We start from the raw sequence: 22,222 nt of genomic DNA, 5'->3' as shown, positions 1-22,222 counted from the left end.
CGTATAATTGCGCCCTTAGATCCGCTTCTTCGAACCGGCGGGATCATCCGCCAAATGCTGGCGCTTTGGCGAGGTGCAGAACTGCACCTTTCAAACGGGAGGAAAGTCGGAAACTGTCTGATCCCAACGACCTCGATTGACTGGTCAGCCCCTGGAGAGCGCCCCCCATGAAAAAACCGACCTCGAAGATCCGCCAAGAAATCGCACGTCTGCAGGAGCAGCTGAAACTTGCCGAAACACGGGATGCCGAACGCATCGGTCGCGTCGCGCTGCGTGCTGGCCTCGGCGAAATCGAAGTCGAAGAGGCAGAGCTGCTTGCAGCATTCGAAGACGTCGCATCGAGGTTTCGGCGGGGGGACAAGACTTCAGCTGGGCGAACAGCCGCAAAGACGCCGGCTCACGCCGCTGGCCAGATTGAAGGCCAGACTGCTGATGGCTGAACGCATGGTACGAATGACAGCTTCTGAAGCGCGAAAGAAAGACACGCGTGAGAAGATCGAACTTGGTGGCCTGATCGTGAAGGCGGGCTTACGCCACGAGAAACGAGCGCTGCTGCTCGGCCTGCTGATCGATGGCTGCGATCGGCTCAAGGCAGATGAGACAGAGCGACAGCGCCTGCTGGATCTCGGTGCAAAGACATTTGGTGACGATGCTTAGACGTCTTCTGATCGCCGGTGCGCCAGCGATGTCAATGATTGCGATCGTCATCGTGACATCGGGTATCGAGCACTCGCTGGCATCAATCGCGACAACAGCCGATGCAAAGCTCATGCTCGGCCGGATCGGACTTGCCTTGCCATATGTGCTCGCGGCAGCAACCGGCGCCATGTTGCTGTTTGCGGCAAAGGGATCGGCCAACATCAAGCTTGCCGGATGGAGTGCTGCGGTCGGCGGTCTCGGAATCATTGTGATCGCGATCGCTCGCGAAGCATCAAGACTGCTGAGCTTGTCCGATCAGATCCCGGTCGGTGGAAGTGCGATCTCCTTTATCGATCCTTCAACTGTCGCTGGTGGGTGCCTTGCTCTTCTCACGACGGCCTTTTCATTGCGCGTCGCTACAATGGGCAATGCAGCATTTCCGATGAGCGAGCCGAAGCGGGTCCGGGGTCGACGTGCGCTCCATGGCGATGCCGAATGGATGAGCATGCGGGAGGCGGAAGCATTGTTTTCCGAAGGTGGCGGCATCGTCATTGGCGAGCGTTACCGTGTCGACAGGGACAGTCCAAGCCTGACTGCCTTTCGCGCCGGCGAGCGGTCAAGCTGGGGGCAGGGCGGCCGGGCTCCGCTTTTGTGTTTCGACGGCTCCTTCGGATCCTCGCATGGGATCGTCTTTGCCGGCTCAGGTGGCTTCAAGACGACCTCGGTCACGGTGCCCACAGCGCTCAAATGGGGAGGCTCGCTGATCGTGCTCGACCCGTCCAACGAAGTGGCCCCCATGGTGATCGAGCATCGGCGCGCAGCGGGTCGACGCGTCATTGTTCTTGATCCGAAGAATACTCAATCAGGCTTTAACGCGCTTGACTGGATCGGCCGAAATGGTGGCGCCAAAGAGGAAGATATCGCGGCCGTGGCGTCATGGATCATGAGCGATACGGGCAGGGCGCCGGGTGTCCGCGACGACTTCTTCCGGGCGTCCGGTCTCCAGCTTTTGACCGCGATGATCGCCGATGTCTGTCTCTCCGGGCACACTGACACACCGGATCAAACGCTGCGTCAGGTTCGGATGAACCTTTCCGAGCCGGAGCCAAAACTGCGCGGCAGGCTACAGGAGATCTACGACAGCTCCGGATCGACATTCGTGAAGGAGAATGTCGCAGCCTTCGTCAACATGACGCCTGAGACCTTCTCAGGCGTTTATGCCAATGCGATCAAGGAAACCCATTGGCTGAGCTATCCGAATTATGCGAGCCTGGTTTCCGGTTCCGACTTTTCGACCGAGGCTCTTGGCCATGGCGACACCGACATATTCATCAACATCGACCTGAAGACGCTGGAAACCCATGCAGGTCTCGCCAGGGTCATCATCGGTTCATTCCTGAATGCCATCTACAATCGCAATGGCGAAATGGAAGGCAGGGCATTGTTCCTCCTCGATGAGGTCGCAAGGCTCGGTTACATGCGGGTCCTCGAAACCGCTCGCGATGCCGGCCGCAAATACGGCATCACACTCACCATGATCTATCAGTCGATTGGCCAGTTGAGAGAAACCTATGGCGGACGTGACGCGTCCAGCAAATGGTTCGAGAGCGCCAGCTGGATTTCGTTCGCCGCGATCAATGATCCGGAGACGGCGGACTATATCTCCCGCCGCTGCGGCATGACCACGGTCGAGATCGACCAGGTCAGCCGCAGCTTCCAGGCACGCGGATCATCCCGCACCCGATCCAAGCAACTGGCGTCTCGACCGCTCATCCAGCCGCATGAGGTGCTGCGGATGCGCGCCGACGAACAGATCGTGTTCTCGGCCGGCAATCCGCCTCTTCGTTGCGGACGCGCGATGTGGTTCAGGCGGGAGGATATGAAGTTGTGCGTGACGGAGGGCCGGTTTGGTCAGCAAGGCAAGCCTTGAGTAATTCGAGAGATGCTCTCACGGGAGGATCGTCACACGTCTGTGCGAAGACCGCGTGCGGGCTTCGTTCGCGCCAGGCGAATAGAGCCGTACGCCGCTGGCGGAGCGCCCGGTCATCCGCCACTTCACGGAAATGAATCGATGGTCATTGACCGATTCAAACTTGTCGTTAGACGCTCACGGTTAGCTGCGCGATTCTGCTGCCATGATCGCACAACCGTACCAGCTCTATGTGGAACGAAGAGACCGGACAAAAAACATGTCCCGGTTCTATGCGATGTCGATTGAGCCGAACCTTTTTGGCGAAGCCTGCCTGGTGAGGAGATGGGGGCGGATCGGTGCAAAGGGCCAGAGCATGATCCATCACTTCGAGCGGGAACGGGATGCCGTGGTGCTATTCCTTGACCTCACCCGCCAGAAGCAGAACCGGGGCTATAGAACCCTCTCGGACTGCAATCCCTGACTCATCAGAGGATCCTAGAGACCCCGGTTTCGCCTTCCAACCTTCGGAGCTCCTGGGGAGGGGAGCGGATTGCGGCCGCTGTGCAGATCTAGTTCAGTCATCGTCCTCACCCATCACTGTCAGCGTAACCGTCGACAGCCTTTTCAATCTCAGCAAGCAGGGTATCCGATACGGCTTCAAGCGTACCGGTGGCGTGCGCATCGGACTGCCGCTTCAGCCGTTCATAATCTGCGATATTGAGCAGCACCAGGCGCGGCTTGTTGCGCTGAGTAATGATCACGGGATGTCGCAGCGCCGCGGCAATAATGTCGCCCGACTTCCGCGAGAGGTCACTGGTGGTATACGAACCGCTGGTGCTGGTAATGTGGACATCTCATCGCCGTGAACTCACAGTGTTTCAGACCATGATAGTGGCTGAAGGGCACATACAACATCGCTGCAAATGCCAAACAGCAGATCTCACCCATTTGGCAATGGGACCCGGACGTCCATTGCCTGATCTGGCGAATTTGGGGTGGCCGCCCCTTTTTCCAGACACGGCGAAACGCCGATCCCATCTGTGTGGTCTACCGCCCTTAGAAGGGCGGCGCTGCGTCGAAAATCCCATGCTGTTCAGCAAAGACAACAATCATCTCGGCCTGGGCCAGTTCGAGTTCAGCCGCAATCTCGCAACGCTCAGCAGCCTCGACGGCATTCCTGAGCTCGGCGCATTATCCTGACAGTCAAGTATTAAGGTGCTATCTAAAGACCGCCGTCTGTCCGAAGCGGACACTGAAGACCGCGAGCTGATAGGCGGGTACGCGCCTTCATTCCAGTCGTCGATGCCATGAATGTGAATACCTGGGAGCTGGCATAGATACCGGGAGACGCGATCCGTTTACCGCTATGCTGGAACATGTCACCAGTGGCGACGTTTATTTGACGAGCCCGTCAATTCGCGCTATGGATTTGGTGTCGTCAAATTCGATCGTAGGCTAGACCGGAAGGAGGTAAGCTGTGAGTGCATTGAAAACAACCGCTACGACTACCCCGCGGAAAACCTTCGACGTGCGCCCGTCGCAGGTTCCTGTGAACTACGATGCCCTGATTTCTCAGGCTATTGAACGCTTCCCCACGGTGCATGCAATCCTTGCAAAGTGAACCGCGGTGGCTACCGACTGAAGTCGTCGTAAAGATCAATCTCATCCATACAGCAGCGCTTGGTGAAAATCACGCGCTGCTTTTTCCTGAGAAGTTGAACGGCGCCATGATGCGCCCTCGCAACCTCTGGAACTACGAAGAGCCAGACGCCGTCAGCTTGGCGGTATCCTACATTCATGGCATCGCCTTAGCCCACGCATTCGAGCAAGGAAACAAGCGGACTGGCTTTGACGCCGGCTTTGCATTCCTCGGCGCGAACGGACTGACGATCCATCCGAAGGCAGACACCAAACTGATGGCCGTCTCCTTCATCGAATTGATCGAGCGAACCATAACGACCGCCGATTTCGAGGCCCATCTCTCTGAATATATCGTCCCTGTAGGCATATAGCCCAGATCGCATCACTGAGTATCCAGTGCGCCTTGACTTCAGCCAGAACTAGTATGGACTGCTAAATAGCATTGCTGTGTCATAAGCCCCTCGTTGAGTGCACCCCGTCAGAAGGTACGCGCAGGATTATTCTCTCAAATCAAAAATGGAGAGCATTCATGGCACTTAAACAAGGACCAAAGCCGATAGCGAAATCCACAGGGAAACCGGATCAGCGCCGCCGTGATAACAAAACCACACCAGGGAATACACCGTCCCTCAAACCTAGCAAATCCAGCAAACTCACCAAATAAGGCACATAACAGAGGGCTCTCGCTGATTTGCACTTCTACCCAGGTATCGATCAAACCTGCGCGAAATGCCCCGCGGGCTGAGTCCCTGTCAGATGTGAGCTTTCTCGAATTCCCCGCCGATACCGGCCAGTCCAGCAATGGCCCCAAATGGGGTGACGCCTGACCGTATGTTCGGTTTTGGCGCGCTTGCCCCATGAGGCAATAGAGTGAGCCGCCCTTAGAAGGGCGGCTCGGCGTCGAGAATGCCCTGCTGTTCTGCCACGGCAACCATCATCTCTGCCTGGGCCAGTTCGAGTTCAGCCGCAATCTCGCCGCGCTCATCAGCGTCGATGACATTCCTGAACTCGGCGCGCAGTTCCTCAATGTGCTGTTCCAGGCAATACGTCATCGTCTCATCTCCTTGAGTTCGTGAAAGACAATGTCCGGCACCAGGGAGGTGATGGCGGGGTCAAGGATCGCGAACGCGACCGGCGGAGCCGGGGAGTGGGGGAGCCGATTTGCGCAGGCTGCCCTTTGGCAGCTGGAGTAAATTGGGGGAACCGCTCATCCTTGGCGCCGTTGTCGCCGACCGGTATTCTCGACAGGATCTGAGCCGCTCACCCCATTTCGTGTGGCACCCCAAAAGCCGGTTCGGGCTCGATGCCCGATCCGGCTTTGATGTTTCGGCCGATCGGCTGGCCCCGCTTGATGGCGGGGCCGTGGATCACCTCAGTCCTTGCGGCGGGACCAGATCAGCTGGAGTTCCTTTTCGCCCTCGATCTCTACGAGGCTGGCGTAGATCGGGGAGGGGAAGCTCGGATCGTCCAGCTTGACCGAGAGATAGTCGCGGCCCTTCTGCTCAGAGACCCGCTGCCATGCGGCGCCGAGCTCCACATTGCCTGCGTAAATGCGGAAGTGCGGGCCGTCGTCGGAGGGATTGTCGATCCGGGAGATGCGTGCCTTGACGTTGAGGGCGAGTGTGCGGATCGAGCCGGTGAAGCCGTTTTCGTTCGAGGTGAAGGTGCCGATGGTTGCCATGTTCAGGTTCCTTTTTGCTTTCGGGCCGCCCATCGCGGCCTCGATGGCAGTCGTAAAGACCGGGGACGAGCGGACCGCACCTGGAAGGCCGGAACATCGTGAAGGACGGCGCGGAGACGCTTTCTTGATGCGCGAGGAATGACGGCGCAGCCGGCAGGGGATGAAAGTGTCGAAGCGCCGTTGCGGGAATACGCTCGAGGCAAAGCCGTTCTTCGGTCAGACATGCCTCATCGAGCCTGCGGATGGGTCGCCGGCAAGCCACTGGGAGAACAGGTACATGGAAAACAGCTATCTGCGGGATCAGTTAGGAAAGGCTCCACGGCTGTGTCCAGTCGCATCAACCGTGTTTTGGCCATCTCGCGGATGACATCCCGCGTCATGGACCGCTTGTCGCCGCCAACGCGCACGATATCGTGGCACCTGCGATTCGCCAGCCGGAGGACCAATGGCAAAGCAGACAAAGCCGTTCATCGTCGAGATCAAGCCATCCCGGAAACCGAAACCGAATGCCAGAAAGCCCTCGATATGGGGATCGCTGGATCTGAAACCGGATCCGGCTGCGGATTCTGACACGCGTTCAGCACCACTGGGATCCTCGGCAACAATCAAGATCGGCCGGTCCTGATCGATCACCAGGCCGGCATTTGCATTGTCAGCCTGGCAACCGGCATTGTTCAAGCAGCCTGCCTTCCCATGTCGCCCTTCATCTGCATATCGTGGAGATAGGCGACTGCGCGTTGCGCATGGGCCGCCGCCTCAAAGATGGCCCGTTTGTCGCCTGCAAGGATCGAAAGCCAGGACTGCAGATATGATGCGTGATCGGGCCGGGGCTCCAGCTCCGGTACGAGAGCGATATCGGCGCAGAGGAAACAACTGCCGAGCTCGGCAATCAACTCTTCCCGCGCGCGCTCAGTGCGATCCTTGGCGTAGCGTGAGAGGTCCCGGCCGACACGGCTTTTCTGCGCGGTCCAATGCACATGCTCATGTCCAAGCACAGCATAGTAGCTGGCCGGATCCTTGAAGGTCTCAAAAGCCGGCATCTGGATCTGATCGGGACCGGGCGCGTAAAATGCCTGATTGCCGCCATGGCGAACCACAGAACCGGTGTTTCGGAAGAAGCGATCTGCTGCCTCGATGCGCGAAACCGGATCAATGACGGGTTCAGGTGTCTGAAGGTAGTGGTCCGGCAAGCCATCGATCTGCTCAGTGTTGAAGACCGTGTAGGCTTTCAGGAACGGAATTTCCCGGTCGACCTCGTTCCCGTGTCCATCGGATTGCGACTTGGTGAACCGGCTGGCAAACACGACAGTCGATCCGGTTTCGCCTTTTCGGACGGCGGCACCAAGCTCAAGCGCCTGTTTGAAGGTCATCCACATCGGCGAGCTAAACCCTCGCGCCATCTGCTCCGACCAAAGGAGCAGCACGTTCATGCCCGAATATGGCTGACCGTTATGGCGGAGCGGCCGCGTGATCCGACCTTCCGTGTTGGCGGCATTCCAAGGCTTGGTCCATGGTTTGACGCCCCGTTCCAGATCAGCAACGATCCGATCGGTGATCCGGGTATAGATGTCCAGGCGATTTGCTTCTGCTTTTCCGCTCATATCTTCAGTCTCCATTTCCAGGACCGCGCCGATCGCAGTCCGTCACAGAGGTCCGATGACAGGGGCCAAGGGTTGTTCAGGCACCGGAACGGCCGCAACAACGTGGAGGACGGCGAAGCCGTTGCTGGAACAGCCTGGATCCTTGAGGACCACCGGCCGGGACGGGCTGCGATTGGTGTCGGGGCTGCCTCCTCCTCTTCCATCCATTCAGGACAACGCGAAAAGGCCGGCGCCGATGGGCGCCGACCTTGCAACATGCGCAATGGCGGAGCCGAAGCCCCGCCGCTGGCATCAACCGAAGGCCGCCATCTGCGTCTCTGCAGCTTTGCGATCCAGTGAAGCGCCAGGATTTTCGACCGGCCGGTCGAAGGGCTTCCAAGCCTCGCCGACGACGTGCTCGTAGGCGGCAACCGCGCCTTCGGCTGCCATGCGCAGTGCGTGGGACTGGATGCCCATGTCCGCTGCGAATTCGCGCTTGCGCTGTGCGCTACTGTCATAGCCGACCGGACCATCGAGATCCTCGTCGCGAGCGTCATTCGACGCCTTGGCCGTGGCGTCGCGAGCCTCGGAAACGGCGCGGGAATAGAATTGTCCGGCGCCATGCGCTGATCCGACGAAAGCCCCGACAATGCGCTGGAGATGGATTTGCATGGCCTTTTCGCCCAGACCTTCGGACAGGCTGTCTGCGGCTTCGACGATCTGCCGTTCATGCAGGCTGCGGATGCCGTCACTGTCGATGATCGCAGTGCCGAAGCTTGTCGCGATCTTGAGCGCTTGGGGCCCATCGGGGCAGGTGAGGCGGACCATTTCGAGGGTTGCGCCGCGGCGCAGCTGCGGCTGGCGGGAGGATGCAGTTCTGGTGTTGGCGGGCTTGGTCATGATGACTTCCTTTCAGGCTGCCGAAGCAGTTCCGGCCCCGTGCCGGTCTGTCCTTCGATGCGGTTGACCAGAACCGGCAAAGGACGGACGGCTTCACAGGTCCGGGCCAGCTGAACCAGCAGGGCAGGCTTGCGGGCTTGCGGGGTGAAGCACCGCAGAGCCGGCGGGACTGGCCTGCGCAGAGAGGCTGGGCCGGCCGCCCCGCGGCGCGAAGCGGCCTTGAAACGACCGGCCGCCGGTTCAAACCGCAGTCCGGAAGAAGGACAGATCGGCACGGGACCGAGCATGAACCGCAGCCCGATGGAACCAGCCTGACCAAGCCTGCATTCGTGAACCTTAAGCGTCAGCCCCCTCGACATGGACAGGCCTGGCCAGTGGGTGTCCGCCATTGGCTCCCCGCTGTCCCTCGCAGCCAATTTCGCTCTGCCGCAGTAAGTCGATCAACTGATCATGACGGACCAGCCTGACAGCGAGCGCGTCAAACTCGTTCCACCGTTCAAAGGTCAGGCATTCGACACACTCCAGCCACAGCACCTTGTTCGACGGGACCAGCCGCGAGCGGTGACGGGAGGCAACCGTCCCGTCGTTCTCGCCGTATGTATCTGGCGCCGGGGCGCTTGCTGTGATCTGGCGACTGAGGCGGTCAAAATGCTGCTGTGTCTGCCGGCGTGCGACGATTGCGCGTGACAGCGGTGACAGTTCGGATTTCCGGGTCACGTCCGCCCCTCCGGCTCATGCCAGCCGAGAAACGAGGACGGCCCCTCATAGATTTGATGACGCGCGGGATCGATCACGAACCCGAACTGGCCCCGGAGCGCATATTCGTCGCAGGGCACCAGGAAACGGAGCTCCTCGCGATCACCTGTCCGGTCACCGCCTATGGCAGCCACCACCTCGGTCATTCCCACATGATGGTCAGACCGGATCGCAGAGGTGACGACCAGGTCGGCCACGTGGATCGCATCGAATGCTGCACGATCCTTCGCCCGGCTCTCAACTTCAGCCAGAGATTGGCCATGGATCTCTTCCCAGGCCGCGGGCCAGGTATTGCGGACAGTCTTGTCCGCGTTCGATCGCTCATAGCGCGTGAACAGTGACGGAAAACTGGTCGCAACAACAGCCCATTCGACATCTTCCTCATACCAGGGAGATTCCTTCCTCAGAGCGGGGTGGACGCTGGCATTGCGGTCGGGAGACAGATGAAACCCGCCATGGCCAGCCGTCATATGCGCCACCACCCCTTCGCCATAGTGGATCGCCATTTGCGATGCACCCCAGGGCGTGCTGGTGGACATCCGGGTTTGGACACGCTTCATCTCGGCAAGCTCTCGGCTGTGATCGGCAGTTTCCAGAACCCGTAGCCGGAACGCCGCCTCATCAGCGATCCACCCGTCATGACCGAGAAAATCGGCGCGTGTCAGCACTTCCAGTGGACGGCTCCGGGTAAATCCACTCGCGAGATAGAAGAGACCATCCGGCCCGGGCATCATGGCCATGACCAGATCTTTGATGCGAGCGACAGTCAGGCCGTCGGCGCTCCTTGCAAATTCCACCCCCGAGAGATCGGGGGTGGAGGCAGAGACTGTGACATCCAGGGAAACGCTCATGCCGCAGCCCTCTCTTCGAGGTCGTGATGGTCATCGCCTTGATCAACAAACGGAACCTGATCACCCGTTTCATCTTCTGCAACCTCGCCGGGGCCTGCACCGGCGCGGAGCCATTCACGGGTTTCGTCGGTTCCAGGTGCAAAGCGGGCAGACGGATGAACGAAGTGTTCCGTCGCAAAATGTTCGACCAGTGCCGCACGGGTCTCCCGGACCTTCGGCCGCGGCTGCACGCCGGCCTCAGCGCAAGATGCCTCCATTGCCTGGCGCGACAGGCATAGGATGAACTCCTCAGACCCCATATTGGGTAGATATTCATCCGCACCAATAGCTTCTCCGGCCAGACGCGAGACCAGTCCACTGTTGGACATGCCGCGGCGGCACGACAGGGCATCGATCAGCACCGAGCGCGCAGCAATCCGGAGCGTATCCCGGTCGGCGGTCAGTTTGCCGTCTTCGTCGAACAGGGTGACCGCATGGCGCGTGAAACGCTTGCCTGCATGGACGCCGCCTTCCGGGCCGGTATCGACCCGGACATTCTGTCCGGCAAAGGCGAGCACCAGCAGAGCCATCAGCATGTCGTCCTCAATCGGCGCGCGGCCGAGCGCATCGTGGAGGGCATCGGTGCGGAAGTCGCCGATCATGTCCTGCCCCTTCTGGGTAACATCTGGACGTGCCTTCGGCGCTGCGTCATTTGCGCCCTCTATGGCGCCATTCCCATCCGATGCACGTCCACCGTCCTGCCTGGATGCGTCCGGCATTCGGTAGTGGACGGTCTGAACCTTGCCATCGCGATCCAGGTAGAGCGCAGCATGGTCGGACTTGGATGGCTTGCCGTAGACCTGGGTGGCCTTCTTTGGCAGCTCCGGCTGCCCCCAGCTGTTCACCTCGACGATCGCGCCGCGCTTGGGCAGATTGGACGTCATCCACTCGTGCTGGGCGCCGAGAAAGCCCTCGACATTGGTTGTATAGCGGCCGTCCTGATCGGCTGGTGCGAAGAGGTCCTCGACCCATGCAATGCCGTAGGCTTCGCGCAAATCGTCGCCGAAGCTCGCGTCCTTGGCATACATCCGCTTTTTCGTCAGCGCATTCGCAATTGACCACCAGGCCGCGGTGTCGCCCTTCTTGGGCTTGTGGGCCTTCCAGACCTCTTTCTGTTCGAACTCGCTCGCGGCTGCGATGATCTTCAGGTGCTGCTCTGAAGGCATGTCGCCCAGCGCCATCTGCTCGAGCATGGCCGGCAGAACATTTGCGAGCAGGCGCAACTTGCGGACCTGGCGTACGGGTAGTGCCAACGCGACAGCGATCGCCTCCTCGGTCCAGCCAAGTGCGACAAGGCGTTCGATACCGCGCCACTGGTCAACCGGGTTCAAGGCTTCGCGCACGCTGTTTTCGACCATCGAGCGCATGGCACCATTGTCGCTTGCGGCGTCGACCACCAGGATCTCGATTTCTTCCAGGCCAGCGGCGATCGCAAGCCGGACACGGCGATGGCCGGCATCAATGATGTAGCCGTTGCCACCACCCGTTTCCGGCGCAACGACTGGCGGCTGGACAATGCCGACGGCCTTGATCGTGGCCAACATCAGGGCATCGGCCTGCGGTGACGATGTCGTCTGGCGCATGCGGTCGGGATTTTCCTTCAGCGCGCGCGGGTCAACTTTCAAGATCTGCATGGGACGGTCCTTCCAGGAGATTTGCGAGCCGGCGCCTTGCCAGCCCTTCCTGTCTTCATTTTTTCCGAAGACATCTCCCGGACCGCGGGGCGGCCGGACTGCCGCAACTGCGGCCGAGCATGCCTGCCGGGAAGGACAAGCGGGGCATCTGCCCTGCGATGGACGACCGGCCGGGATCGCGCAGGCGGTAGTTGAGCGACAGCGACGGCCGGAGGACCGATCTGCGAACGGTTATCCTCCCCTGTTCCTCCTTCCCTCCCAATGCTTCTGGCTCAACATCGTCTCTGTGACAGACGGTGCTTGCCTCCGGATTGGACGGAGACAGCTTCAAGATTGGACGAGCACAGGTCAGGTGCCGCACTGGATCGCGGCACTGTCATTGCAGGGGCTTCACTCTTCGACGCGCGGAAGCGCCGATCCCATCTTGGACAATGACGCGCACATCTGCGCACCGCGAATGCGGGCTTGTTTCTGGAACCAGAGCCCAGCCCAAGCGATGGCCAGAAAAAAGGGCCGTCGGCAAAAGCCGCGGCCCGTAAAGTGTGGAGATCTTGAACCTCCAGAGGGGAACAGCTGCTGCGGCGGAACTGGGAGGAAGCCGCCATGTGCATCAGCTGCAGGCACTGTGATGAATTTCTCATCGCATTGCACCTAAAATATGCGCAGTGCAGCTATGCCACGGACGCTTGACCCGCATCCGCTTCGATATCCGCCGCAAGCAGCGTCTCGTTTTCCCGCAGCTGCCGGCGTTTCTCAGCGAGCTCGTCGGCGAATGCAAACACGCCTCCATCCCGAGACCGATAGGACTTCAGGCGCTGTTTTGCGCAATCGAGCTGTTGACGGTATCGGCGCCGTTCTTCGTCAAAGGTGCCGAGCGCATGTTCCAGCCTCGATATCGCTCCAAGAGGCGTGACGGTGACGGCCAGGTCGATTTCATGGTCGCTGCCCGTGCGTTTAAGGACTGTCTGGTAGCGGAAGCCATCCTTGCCGATCGGTTCGGCTTCGAAAACAAGATCAAAACCACCGATCGTGGCCAGATGCACCTCACCCTCCTGTCGGAGCTGCACGAGCATCAGGATTTCCTTCATGATCGCTCGGCCCGCCTGGTTGCGCTCGGTATAGGATTTGCCGAGTGCCGTTATTGCGAAGGCGTCACCATTGGTCGGAATGAGCCGGCCAATATCCTGCCCAATCTCGTCAACGCGCCGCCTTGCATGCTGGATATCCCGCTCAGCATCCCGGATCTGCCGGCGCACAGCCTAGAGGTCGTCCTCATGGGCCGCACGCAGACGCTCAAGACGCGCGATATCGGCTTCGAGCCCAGCCTTCTTCATCAGGCGTTCGTCGCCGGACGCTATCGCCTTGGCCATGGCGAACTGGTTTGCCTGACCTTCGCCGAGATCTTCGAGCCGCCGGATCGAGGTGTCGCCGGAAAGGGCAGCCGCGATGAAGCGGGCCTTGCGCTCGTTGTTTTGCCACATCGAGGCATCAAGCGACCCTTGCGTCGCATAGGCGAAGATATCGACGACATCATGCTGGTTGCCCTGTCGGACGATCCGGCCCTCGCGCTGTTCGATCTGCGATGGCAACCACGGCACATCGAGGTGGTGGAGTGCCTTCAGCCGAAGCTGGGCGTTGACACCGGTGCCCATCGTCTCGGAACTGCCGATGAGGAAGCGAATACGGCCAGCGCGGACATCGCCGAACAGCCGTTGCTTGGCTTCAGTCTTCTTGAAGTCCTGCATATAGGCAATTTGCGAGGGCGGCACACCGCGCCGGATCAACTCGTCGCGGATCCAGCGGTAGGCGGAAAAGCCGCGGGTCTTTTCAACATTGATCGTGCCGAGATCGGAGAAGATCATTTGCGCGGCGCCGGGCAGCTCATACGCCTTGCCGTCCGGGCGCGTGTAAGTGTTCTCTGACGTCTCCTGCCAGATGCGAAAAGCATTGCGGATAAGAAGATTGAGCTTGTTTTCAGGCTCATCGTCTACCGCCGGCATGACCAGGCGCAAGTCGATCGCAGCATGACGGCCGTCTGTGATCACCGAAAGCAGGATGTCATCGCCGGACTTTGCCGGGCCCTCGCGCTCTTCGATTGCCTTGATGCGGGTTTCGAGGAGCTTTTGGTAGGTCTTGAACATCGGCGTCGGCGAGGCGGTCACGATCTGCCGGCGGCCTGTCGAAACATCCGGCACGCGAACATGGTCCCTGAGGTCAGACGGCATGACCACATCCGCAAAACGGCGGAACATCGCAATCAGCTCCGGGACATTGACGAAGGAAGCAAAGCGGCTGACCGGCTTGTATTTGCCCGATGGCTGGATCTCGAGTTCCGTTACCGTATCGCCAAAGCACGATGCCCATGCGTCGAATTCATGCAGGCCGCGTTCGCAAAGATCGGCATGGCCGAGCAGGCGCTGGATCGAGAACATCTCGCCAAGCGTGTTGGTGATCGGCGTGCCCGACGCCAGCACCAGCGCCCGGCCAGGGTTCTTCGTTTCGATGAAGCGGGACTTCACATAAAGATCCCAGGCGCGCTGCGAGCCATTTGGATCGATACCCTTCAGCGTCGACATGTTCGTTGCGAAGGACAGCTTGCGAAACTCCTGCGCCTCGTCGACGACAATTTGGTCCACTCCGATCTCCGAAATGGTCAGCAGGTCGTCCTTGCGGGTCGAGAGCGCTTGCAGCCGCTCTGCCAACCCTTCCTTCAAGCGCTCGAGCCGTTTGCGCGAAACCCGGTCCTCGCTGTCCACCTTGACCAGCAAATCCTCGTAAAGCTGAAGTTCGTCCTGGATCATCTGCTGCTCGAAGGCAGAGGGAACGCCGATGAATTTGAAGGCCGAATGGGTGATGATGATCGCATCCCAGGTGGCGGTTGCAGCTCGGCTGAGGAAGCGGGCCCGCTTGTCTTTCGAGAAGTTGGTCTCGTCGGCAACGAGGATGCGGGCGTTGGGGTAGAGCCCCAGGAATTCGCGGGCGGCCTGGGCCAGGCAATGGCCGGGAACGACAAGCATTGCCTTGGCAATAAGACCGAGCCGGCGCTGTTCCATGATCGCAGCCGCCATGGTCATCGTCTTGCCGGCGCCCACAGCATGGGCGAGATAAGTCGAGCCGTCAGCGATAATCCGCCAGATGCCGCGTTTCTGATGCCCATAAAGAACAAAGGCGCCAGAGGCGCCGGGCAGTTGGAGATGGGAGCCATCGAACTTGCGCGGCGCGATGTTGTTGAAGCGGTCATTGTAGTCGCGCGCCAGCCGGTCGGTTCGGTCCGGATCGGTCCACACCCAACGCTCAAACTCACTGCGGATCTTCTGCAGCTTTTCGCGCGCGGCCTCGGTATCGACGACGTTCAGTACCCGCCGCTCGCCGTTCAGATCCTTGAAGACGTCGAAGATCTGCGGAACCCGGCTGTTGAGCGCATCTGACAGCAGTTCGCCGGCATGGCGACGGCTGGTGCCCCATTCAGAGGTGCCTGCGGCTGAATATCCGAGCTGACGGGCTTCGACCGTCCAGGAGCCAAGTTCCGGCATGTGATGAATCCGGATATCGGCATCCATCATCTCTTTGACGAAGCCGACGACATCCGAAGCCGGGATCCACGGTGCGCCAAGGCGAGCGGTGATATCGGATGGACGCAGGTCTGCCGGCTGTACCTCTTGCAGAGATCTGACATTGCGGTTGAAGGCAGGATCGAGTTTGGCGGCGGCCTCCGCGACTGTGAGCTTCGTGCGGACCTGGCCTGACAGATAAGCATCGGCCGTTTGCCAGCGACCATCAGCCGGATCCTGGAAGATCGTGTCGCCCAGCTGATCAACGACAGCATCACTTTCGCAATGGAGAAGCTCTGCGATCTGATCGAGATCGACGCGACCAGCCTCACTGAGAACAACGGCGAGCGCATCAGCAGCGCTGGTGACAACCGGAGGGGCAGGGGGAGCGATGACCCGTTCGGAAAAGATCGGGCCGGGTTTTGCCGTATCGGTGTCGAGATCATAATTCTCGATCGAGGCTACCAGCCAGCAATCCGGATCGTCCCGGAAAGGCTGAAGGTTGGGCTGGCAATGTGTTTCGCGAACTTCGTTTGTCTCTGCATCCTCCTGGATCGAAACAGTGGTATGATTGATCGGCCCGAACTCTCGAACAAAGCTCGACCATGCGACCCGCAACTGCACCTGTGCATCACGCCAGGGGCGATCCGCTTCCTGGGCCTTCAGGACATCTCGCACTGCATCCCGGATCGGGATCAGCTTCTTGATGATGCGGATGTGCTTTTCCGGGATGCCATCGCCGCTGCGGCCATTGCGGAGGGTGACTGGAACCGGCGCACCGTCGACAAACTGCATCAGGCCATGCCTCGCATCGATCATGTAGCTTCCTTCACGGACCTGCGAGGCCGCGGGCCGAAAATCGACGATTGCGCCCAGCTCATCCTCAAGGTCGAGATCGATTGGCGTCGGCTCGCCGTCATAGATCTCCTCGGGAAGAAGTGCGATCGCAGCATTCAAATGCATTTCGAGATCATCATCGGCGCGCGGCCGGCAGGTATAGGTTTCGCCGAAGGGACCGGAGGTCAGGGCGTGCGTGCCGAGCACAAATTCAGGATGACGGACGAACCAGCGGTTCACGCAGATCGCACCTTCGTCATCAGATGCTGGCCCGATCTCATCGACGCCGAGCCAAAGAGCATCGCCACCGGGCTCACCGATCTTGCGCTTTCGGAAGAACAGGAGATCGACCACCGTATCCGTGCCGGCGTCGCGCCGAAAACTGCCCTCGGGCAGACGGATTGCTGCCACTAGATCTGCGGACTTGGCGATATGCTCCCGCGCAGTCGTGTCGGCCTTGTCCATGGTGCCGGCGCTGGTGACGAAGGCGGCCAGCGCGCCCGGCTTCAGGAGATCGATCGACCGGGCAATGAAGTAGTCATGCAGTCGCAACCCAAGCGAACGATAGGATCGGTCCGAGCGGACCGTACGATCGGAAAACGGTGGATTGCCGATGGCGAGATCGTAGATCGCGGTCAGATCGGTGCGGGCGAAGTCGCCGTTGATGATCCGGGCGCGGGGCTGCAGGAGCCTTGCAATCCTTGCCGTCACGGGATCGAGTTCGATACCGGTGACATAGGAGCAGTCTCGGTACTCCGCCGGCATCAGAGCGGGGAACAATCCTGTGCCGATACCCGGTTCAAGAACCCGGCCACCCCGCCAGCCAAGGTGCTGAAGCCCGGCCCAGATCGCCCTGATGATAAACTCCGGCGTGAAATGCGCATATTGGGTGCAGCGGGCAAGCGACGCATAGTCTGCCTCACTGACCGCGGTTTGAAGTGAAGCACCAAGATCCTCCCAACCATCGCGGAATTCGCCCTCACCCGGGCGCCGAAACATCCCGTTCGCCAGATCTGACGCGCCGAAGCCGGTGAAACGGATCAGCCGTTCCTGATGCTCGCGCGTGACTGGTATTTCGTTCCGCTCGATCTCGTTTGCGGTCAGGATGGCTGCAATGTTGATCCGCCCTCGCTCCTTCCAGGTCGAGGCGAGAGAACGATCTTTGTCATCGAGGTAGAAATTGGCACGTGCGTTCTGCTTGCGGATGGGCCGTCGTTCATCTGGACGCACACGTGCTGGCGAAGGCGAGGGCGGGGTGGGATCCGGATCGCCGTCATTGGCGGCGATGGGATCGAAGCCCCCAAGACCCTCAAGGCCAAGCCCGAGCCCGGACGAAAGGGCAGAACTGCCAAACATGTCGAGAGTGCCAGGCTGGCCGATCGAATAGGTATTGTTGCTCATCTTAAATCTCCTTCATGGACAAGCGCCATCCACCGCCCGCCAGAAAATGGCGGGTCGCGGGCGCGAGAAGTGGTCGATTGGCTGGTGCTAGGCAGCGATGGACGGGAGATGGCGCATGTGAACCGGCAGTTTTGCGGCGATCTCGTCGTCTGTCAGATGGTCGAGCAGTTTCAGGAGCGTGCCATGTCCGGCGCTCCAGAACATGACGGTTCGCCTTCCTCGCAAAGCCTGCGGAAATCCATCGCCGGCATAGCCACGATAGGCGTCGGCTGTACTGCTCCAGATATGCTCAAGCCGTTCTGCCCGGGTCATGGCGCGAACAGGCCGGGTCTCTCGCTCAACGATTGCCTTGCGCATTCTCTCGACCGCAGTTCCATCGGACACATCGCAGTAGCCGTGAAAGTAGCGCGTTCTGTCATCGATGCGCAGCGCGAAGAAGACGCTGGTGACCGAACCGGTCAGAAATTCGCGGAGCGCAAAGATAGGTCCGCGCATCCAGAGCGGGGGCAGGATTTCGAGCATGTAGTCATAGAGCGTCTCGTCGATCTCGAACCACTCACCGCTGTAAAGCGGTGCGGGGTCTGCCTCCCATCTGTCAGGCCGCTGACTGTGTCGGTCAAACAGCTTGAACATCTGCGATCGGGTGGAGACCCCTTCGAAGACTTTCCGGACAGAGTTTGCAGCGTTCATTGTCGGCTCCTTCAAGATATCTGGACCGAAGCGATGACCGTACGATCATCTTCCTCTTCAGTCCCTCGTGATATCTTCCGCGCCGTCGGCATCCCGCTCGGCCGGGTCAAGGGCCGGCGTCAGCCGGGCGCAGCCACCCTTGATGCGGTCGATGGAGATGCGGCACGTCTTCTTCCATCTTCCGTTTTCGCATTCTCCTCGCTTCTCTCCTGCAAGACCGCATTCCAGTCATCGGCCGGCGGCCGCAGGCGAAGCCAGTCGCTGGACATCTCATCGCTTAAAACCCGGAGGCGTTCGGCAAAGCGCTCTCCCTGGGTGTTGGCGTCGGTGGCCGCAATGAGTTGTGCGCCGGTGTCGGACAGGAGTTGTCTCAAGGCGGCTTCGGTTGCCGGTGACCAGCCTCCGCCGGTGCTGACGTAAAGCGTGCCACCGCGAACGCCCTCGATCGCCGCAAGGCTCATCGCATCGATGGCAGCCTCGGTGACGCAGAGCCGAATCGGAGCCACCGCGCCGAACCGGAACAGGATTTTCACCCCTCCGGATGCGAAGCCACGCCAGTCCGGGCCTCGCTCCTCCCAACCGGAAACTGCACCATCCTTGTCCGTGTGAGCCGCCCACATGCTTCCGAACGGTCCTTCTCGTAGGGCGCCCGCCTGCACCGCGTGGCGAACGACGGCGCCCGGAAGGGCACGGCTCCAGCAGAGATAGCGCCAGGTATCGGAGCCGGGCTTGGGGCGCTTGCGCTGCTCCCACCTATCAAGCACGGAGGCCTGCGGCATCCTTTCTCCAGTATCGTGCCACGCAGGCGAGGAAGGAGAATATCCGCAGAGAGCCGCGACCCGGCGTACCCCTTCAACAAATCCAACATTCTCAAGAGTGGCAACAAGCGAGAACACATCGCCCTTTGCGTCGCTCAACGGATCGAACCATCCTCGACCGCCATGGGTCATGATGATGATTTCCGCGCCTCTGCGGAATTTCACCGCGCGGCGCGTGCTTTCCTTCATGTCGGGCGCAAACCCGGCCTGTTCGAGAATGGCAGCGCAACTGACCGCCTCCCGTAGTCTCTCAATTTCTTCTCTTTTCATGACTTTTCGATCGCCTGCGATCGTTCCTCTATTTAACTCCCCGCATGATCGGCGGGTCGTCTTCCGGCCGCCGCGAAGAGCAGAGGAGGCAAGGGGGCGGGATGCAAGGTGCAGTTTTGCACCGCCCGCGGCGGAGCTTCCCTTGCTGCCGCTAGCTCGCCAGCGGCACCCGGAACAGCAAATGCCGGCTCAGTGAGCCGGCCAGGGGAAGAATTCATGCAGGATTTCGAGGTCGTCGTCGGAGTCAATCTCATCAGAGGGAAGCACGCCGTATTCGCCGTCGACTTCGAAGACGGTGACGGGGACCATCAGGTCGCGGGAAAGCTGAAAGGCATGGGACTGTGCGAGAGAGAGATCGTGTGACATTTCAGGGGCTCCATCCGGGAGCGGGTCAATTCCCGCTCGATGGCTCCCAAAAGGCCCGGGAACGGGCGCGATCACCGCGAAGGCGCAGCCGAAAGCGGCCGCAGCTGGCTAGCGGACCCCTTGCGGGTTGATCGTGGAAGATCCGGACCTGGGCCAGGACGCCATCGAATGAGAGCGGGATTGATATGCTTCCGGCTGGTGCTCAGATGTGCCATTCGGTCGGAACAAGCCGCCTATGGCTGATTGCACGGATCTCTTCATGCAAGAGACATGGATGACCAGATGCTGACGGCAATCATGAGCGCAGAACACGGTAAAGCATCAGAGTGAATTATCCCGAGCCGGTTCCGGGTCTGGCGATCCGCTTCGACTACCTTTGGGACACAGCAGCGTCCCCAGTAGCAGCATCTTTTCCTTGCATTTTCGGAATTAAACTCCATAAATGCAGGGATGATTGAGCGCAGAATAGAAAAAGAACTCCGAAATCTCATCGATTCTGGGCCCGCTGTTGCCCTCCTGGGCCCGCGACAAGTTGGGAAAACAACACTCGCAATCGAGGTCGGGGAGAGCAGACCGTCCGTATACCTAGACCTCGAATCCGAGGCTGACAGGGCGAAACTCACCGAACCTGAGCTCTATCTTTCCCAGCATGCCGACAAGTTGGTCATTCTCGACGAGGTCCATCGGCTACCAAATCTGTTTCAGACGCTTCGTGGCCTGATCGATCGAAACCGCCGCGCCGGCCGACGCACCGGACAGTTCCTCCTGCTAGGTTCGGCCTCAATAGATCTGCTCAAACAGTCTGGCGAGACGCTGGCTGGCCGCATCTCCTACCTTGAGATGCAGCCAATTGACGGCTTGGAAGTCGCGTCAAAAGATCTTGAGCAGCTTTGGCTGCGGGGTGGCTTCCCGGATAGTTTTCTTGCCGCAGACGATCGCTCCAGTCTGCGTTGGCGCCAGGATTTCATTCGCACTTATCTGGAGCGCGATATCCCGCAGCTTGGCCCCAGGATCCCTGCCGAAACGCTCAGACGTTTCTGGACAATGCTTGCCCACCACCAGTCAGGACTACACAACGCAGCAGAGCTTGCCCGGTCGCTTGGCGTCGATGGCAAGACAGTGGCATCCTATCTCGATCTCCTCGTTGATCTCCTTTTGGTGCGCCGCCTTGAGCCATGGCATGCAAACATCGGGAAACGCCTCGTAAAATCACCGAAGGTCTATGTTCGCGACAGTGGCATTGTCCATGCCCTGCTTGGGATTGGCGCAAGTGAACAACTGCTCGGCCACCCCATCACCGGCGCAAGCTGGGAGGGTTTTGTGATTGAAACACTGATTGCAGCATCCCCATCAGGAACATCTGCACATTTCTACCGTAGCGCCGCTGGCGCCGAAATTGATCTGCTTCTGACACTGCCAGGAAAGGCGCTGTGGGCAATCGAAATCAAGCGAAGCCTTACGCCCAAAGTCGAGAAAGGTTTCTACCTCGCTTGCGATCAGGTCCAGCCGCAAAGGCGGATCCTGATTTATCCCGGACAGGATGTCTTTCCCCTGAAGCATGATATCAGCGCCATGTCACTTGCGGCGGCAGCGATGCTGCTGCGCGATCAAGAGTGACGTTGGCCGACTTCATTTTTGATAGAGTACGTAGGCAAGAGATCATAAAATTACTGGAAACCATATGTAATGTTATCTCATAACACAATGAGGCATAAGATTTATTATGGAACATTTTTCACCGTCGATCTGCGGCCTCCAGTCGAGCCCCTGGGAACAATTCGACAAGGAGTTCCACCTGTTCAATATCCTTCTGAAGGCATGCTGTCGTCGAAAGCGCGTCTGCGACCGCCGCCGTGGGCGCAGAGATCGACAAAGCGCGCCATATCGCCGGTGCTGGTGTTCCGCTCGCTGGATCAAGAATGTGGCCGTGCCGCCCTGCAGCGTCGAATGTCGTTCCAAGTGGCGACGAAGTAGCGAGAGCACGTTGCCGCAAACCGAGAGACCCGCCAGCTTCGAGCCGAACCGTCCACTCGCCCCCCTCTGGACTGCCGCCAAGAGCACGAAATTCTCCTGTATCGATGAGGATGCCCGTCAGTCCCTCGGCCTCCAGTAACGCTGCCACTCGGTCGGCGACATAGCCCTGGCCGATGCCGTTCAGCGTCAGCGCCATGCCCGGCCGCAGCGCGATTTTTGCCGCATCCAGCTCGACCTTTTGCCAGCCGACCAAGGCTTTCGCCGCCGCAATCGCCTCAGGGTCCGGCCGCCCGCCACGCACGGCAGCTTCAGCCCAGAGCGTCCAGAGTGGTTGCACCGTCGGATCGAACCGTCCCCCGCTGGCATGGTTCACCGCACTGGCAAGCGACAGGCATTCCAAGAGCTCGAAGGGCGGCTCGGCGAGATCGCCTTGCCGGTTCAGCCGCGCCAGCGCGCTATTCGCGCGATAAAGACTGAGAACATTTTCCAGCCGATCGATTTCCGCCATCACGCGCGCGGCGATCGCGTCGCCGTCCGGATGGTCGATCCGGATCGAGGCACGCGCGCCGAGCGCCTGTCCTGTCCAGATTCTCGATGCGTGTGGGGCGGCACGTGTGACGGCTGGCAGCAAGGCAAATCCGGCAGAAATCGTGATCAGTCGGCGGCGTGTTATCGGCATGTG

Annotated in this window: 19 protein-coding genes and 1 pseudogene; 7 read left to right on the top strand and 13 right to left on the bottom strand. The window is 60.0% G+C overall.

Annotated elements, in window-relative coordinates:
• Positions 1-167 precede the first annotated feature (167 nt).
• The 4 genes from traC to ACSV9I_RS21360 all read left to right on the top strand — a co-directional run bounded on the left by traC (position 168) and on the right by ACSV9I_RS21360 (position 3,032).
• Positions 168-440, top strand: coding sequence for a conjugal transfer protein TraC (gene traC, locus ACSV9I_RS21375; RefSeq protein ID WP_438330751.1), 273 nt, complete (start codon positions 168-170; stop codon positions 438-440).
• Between the two features lie 4 nt (positions 441-444).
• Positions 445-657, top strand: a complete 213-nt coding sequence (gene traD / locus ACSV9I_RS21370) for a conjugal transfer protein TraD (protein ID WP_438330749.1) — start codon at positions 445-447, stop codon at positions 655-657.
• Complete coding sequence (gene traG / locus ACSV9I_RS21365; RefSeq protein ID WP_438330753.1) at positions 650-2,569, top strand: Ti-type conjugative transfer system protein TraG; 1,920 nt, start codon at positions 650-652, stop codon at positions 2,567-2,569. The genes traD and traG overlap by 8 nt, the downstream gene beginning before the upstream one ends.
• 205 nt (positions 2,570-2,774) lie before the next feature.
• Positions 2,775-3,032: a WGR domain-containing protein gene (locus ACSV9I_RS21360; protein WP_438330748.1), complete on the top strand. Its 258-nt coding sequence runs from the start codon at positions 2,775-2,777 to the stop codon at positions 3,030-3,032.
• 106 nt (positions 3,033-3,138) lie between these two features.
• Here ACSV9I_RS21360 and ACSV9I_RS21355 read toward each other — a convergent pair whose 3' ends face one another.
• A complete protein-coding gene (locus ACSV9I_RS21355; RefSeq protein ID WP_438330752.1) occupies positions 3,139-3,396 on the bottom strand; it encodes a type II toxin-antitoxin system prevent-host-death family antitoxin in 258 nt (85 codons plus the stop codon).
• A 765-nt stretch (positions 3,397-4,161) separates the two neighbouring features.
• Between ACSV9I_RS21355 and ACSV9I_RS21350 the strand changes: the two genes are divergently transcribed.
• Entirely contained in the window at positions 4,162-4,563 is a 402-nt protein-coding gene (locus ACSV9I_RS21350; protein WP_438330747.1) for a Fic family protein, read from the top strand.
• 510 nt (positions 4,564-5,073) lie between these two features.
• Here the strand turns inward: ACSV9I_RS21350 and ACSV9I_RS21345 are convergent.
• Positions 5,074-5,244: a hypothetical protein gene (locus tag ACSV9I_RS21345; RefSeq protein ID WP_438330746.1), complete on the bottom strand. Its 171-nt coding sequence runs from the start codon at positions 5,242-5,244 to the stop codon at positions 5,074-5,076.
• Positions 5,245-5,564: 320 nt separating this feature from the next.
• The gene (locus tag ACSV9I_RS21340; protein ID WP_438330744.1) at positions 5,565-5,873 is read right to left on the bottom strand and encodes a DUF736 domain-containing protein; all 309 of its coding nucleotides are present in this window, start codon (positions 5,871-5,873) and stop codon (positions 5,565-5,567) included.
• A 445-nt stretch (positions 5,874-6,318) separates the two neighbouring features.
• Between ACSV9I_RS21340 and ACSV9I_RS21335 the strand changes: the two genes are divergently transcribed.
• Positions 6,319-6,498, top strand: coding sequence for a hypothetical protein (locus tag ACSV9I_RS21335; protein ID WP_438330743.1), 180 nt, complete (start codon positions 6,319-6,321; stop codon positions 6,496-6,498).
• 49 nt (positions 6,499-6,547) lie between these two features.
• Here ACSV9I_RS21335 and ACSV9I_RS21330 read toward each other — a convergent pair whose 3' ends face one another.
• The 9 genes and pseudogenes from ACSV9I_RS21330 to ACSV9I_RS21290 form a co-directional block, all read right to left on the bottom strand.
• On the bottom strand, positions 6,548-7,474 hold the full coding sequence (locus ACSV9I_RS21330) for an ArdC family protein (RefSeq protein ID WP_438330742.1): 927 nt from the start codon (positions 7,472-7,474) through the stop codon (positions 6,548-6,550).
• A 291-nt stretch (positions 7,475-7,765) separates the two neighbouring features.
• The gene (locus tag ACSV9I_RS21325) at positions 7,766-8,353 is read right to left on the bottom strand and encodes a hypothetical protein (protein ID WP_438330741.1); all 588 of its coding nucleotides are present in this window, start codon (positions 8,351-8,353) and stop codon (positions 7,766-7,768) included.
• A gap of 336 nt (positions 8,354-8,689) precedes the next feature.
• Positions 8,690-9,070 carry a hypothetical protein gene (locus tag ACSV9I_RS21320; RefSeq protein WP_438330740.1) on the bottom strand — a complete coding sequence of 127 codons (381 nt, stop codon included), beginning with the start codon at positions 9,068-9,070 and terminating at the stop codon, positions 8,690-8,692.
• Positions 9,067-9,960, bottom strand: coding sequence for a DUF7007 domain-containing protein (locus tag ACSV9I_RS21315; RefSeq protein ID WP_438330739.1), 894 nt, complete (start codon positions 9,958-9,960; stop codon positions 9,067-9,069). Before ACSV9I_RS21315 ends, ACSV9I_RS21320 begins: the two co-directional genes overlap by 4 nt.
• Complete coding sequence (locus ACSV9I_RS21310; protein ID WP_438330738.1) at positions 9,957-11,633, bottom strand: ParB N-terminal domain-containing protein; 1,677 nt, start codon at positions 11,631-11,633, stop codon at positions 9,957-9,959. Before ACSV9I_RS21310 ends, ACSV9I_RS21315 begins: the two co-directional genes overlap by 4 nt.
• A 671-nt stretch (positions 11,634-12,304) precedes the next feature.
• Positions 12,305-17,422, bottom strand: a pseudogene (locus ACSV9I_RS21305) (DEAD/DEAH box helicase family protein).
• An 87-nt stretch (positions 17,423-17,509) separates the two neighbouring features.
• A complete protein-coding gene (locus ACSV9I_RS21300; protein ID WP_438330737.1) occupies positions 17,510-18,112 on the bottom strand; it encodes a DUF1419 domain-containing protein in 603 nt (200 codons plus the stop codon).
• 119 nt (positions 18,113-18,231) lie between these two features.
• A complete protein-coding gene (locus ACSV9I_RS21295; protein WP_438330736.1) occupies positions 18,232-19,200 on the bottom strand; it encodes a DUF3991 and toprim domain-containing protein in 969 nt (322 codons plus the stop codon).
• 189 nt (positions 19,201-19,389) lie between these two features.
• Positions 19,390-19,566, bottom strand: a complete 177-nt coding sequence (locus ACSV9I_RS21290) for a hypothetical protein (RefSeq protein ID WP_438330735.1) — start codon at positions 19,564-19,566, stop codon at positions 19,390-19,392.
• 450 nt (positions 19,567-20,016) lie between these two features.
• On the opposite strand from ACSV9I_RS21290, the gene ACSV9I_RS21285 reads away from it, so the two are divergent.
• On the top strand, positions 20,017-21,183 hold the full coding sequence (locus ACSV9I_RS21285) for an ATP-binding protein (RefSeq protein ID WP_438330734.1): 1,167 nt from the start codon (positions 20,017-20,019) through the stop codon (positions 21,181-21,183).
• A 118-nt stretch (positions 21,184-21,301) separates the two neighbouring features.
• On the opposite strand, the gene ACSV9I_RS21280 is transcribed toward ACSV9I_RS21285, so the two are convergent.
• The gene (locus tag ACSV9I_RS21280; RefSeq protein WP_438330733.1) at positions 21,302-22,219 is read right to left on the bottom strand and encodes an FAD:protein FMN transferase; all 918 of its coding nucleotides are present in this window, start codon (positions 22,217-22,219) and stop codon (positions 21,302-21,304) included.
• Between the last annotated feature and the right edge of the window lie 3 nt (positions 22,220-22,222).

The sequence above is a fragment of the Rhizobium sp. G187 genome (assembly GCF_051549525.1).
Lineage (GTDB): Bacteria > Pseudomonadota > Alphaproteobacteria > Rhizobiales > Rhizobiaceae > Allorhizobium.
Note: the sequence above shows the minus strand (reverse complement) of the source record. Positions and strands in the feature narration are given on the sequence as shown.